Raw genomic sequence first — 1,255 nt, 5'->3', positions numbered from 1 at the left:
GACAGTCTGATAACCTCTTTATTTATAATACCTATCAACAAATTATTGCTCAGGTAGAGGCTTTTTATTCCGGGGTGAGTGACTTATTTAACCATCGCAATGAGGTGGTTTTGTTAGAAATGTACACGGAGCTTAAACGTAATACTGATGAGCATAAACAAGTCGTAACCCAAGCGATATATTCCGATAGTCAGGAACACAAATTGACGGAGCAGGATCTATCAACCATGTTGAATACAGTGGGTGAGGTGAGCTTATCGCAAACTTTGTTACTAAGAGCGATGCAAAGCTATTTGTTCTCGGAAGCCTCTAGTCGTAACTTGGCATCGGCTGTTTAGAAAGGTGAGTCTATGAAGCTGGTTTTTATACATGGCTCGGGTATGAATAGTGTGGTTTGGGAGCAGCAGCTTGTGCATTTCAGCCACTCGGAAGCGGTTGATTTACCGGGACATCCTAATGGCCCAAAGCTTAAAACTATGGAAGACTATGTACAGTCTGTTGGCACTTATCTCGATACGCTAGACGATGTCATACTGGTCGGGCACTCCTTAGGTAGTGCCGTGGTACTGGCTTTGGCAGCGCAAGGGCACCGCTCGCTCAAAGGGATGGTTCTAATCGGTGCAGGTGCTCGTTCAAAAGTTCTGCCAACTTTATTAGATAAACTTACTGACCTGTTCGCTAAAGGGGACGACAGGATTCCCGAGTCTGTGCTGGCAATGAATCATAGAATTGATGAGCCGCTACGCAGTAAAATTAATGCCGCAATGCAGGAAAATGGAGCAGGTGTTTTACTAAGAGACTTGCAAGCATGCAATGGCTTTGATCTGATGAACGAGCTAGCGAGTATCGACTTGCCTAGCTTAATCATAGTGGGTGATCAGGATATTATGACCCCGCCCAAATACGCTGACTACCTCAAGAAGGCTTTAGCTAATGCAAGTCTGGCTCTTATACCGGGTGGCAGTCATATGGTATTTGCCGAGCAAGCAGATGAGGTGAATGCCAGAATAGATAGCTTCATCAATACACTCTAATCATACCCGTAAACAGAGGGTTTCACCCCTCGCTAGAATCTGCCACCGTGCTAAACCGCTAGCGAGGCTCGGAGGCCTCTGCCCACGAATAATAGAAATTGCTACCTCATAGAATATTACCATTTTGCGGTTTGCTTCCTTTTGCAGGGTGTAGCTGATGTTATAGAATTCTCCGCTCAGAAGAGAATAATAGGTAGTCACGAAATGGAAGCTTATCTGCA

Annotated in this window: 2 protein-coding genes; both read left to right on the top strand. The window is 45.0% G+C overall.

Going from position 1 to position 1,255, the window contains the following annotated elements:
* A partial coding sequence (locus A3766_RS30430; RefSeq protein WP_197479334.1) for a hypothetical protein occupies positions 1–338 on the top strand: 338 nt, incomplete at its 5' end.
* Positions 339–350: 12 nt separating this feature from the next.
* Positions 351–1,034, top strand: coding sequence for an alpha/beta fold hydrolase (locus A3766_RS05130; RefSeq protein ID WP_068641833.1), 684 nt, complete (start codon positions 351–353; stop codon positions 1,032–1,034).
* Positions 1,035–1,255: the final 221 nt, after the last annotated feature.

This window comes from Oleiphilus sp. HI0132 (assembly GCF_001635845.1).
The sequence above is the reverse complement of the archived record's forward strand: the minus strand, read 5'-3'. Positions and strand labels throughout refer to the sequence as shown.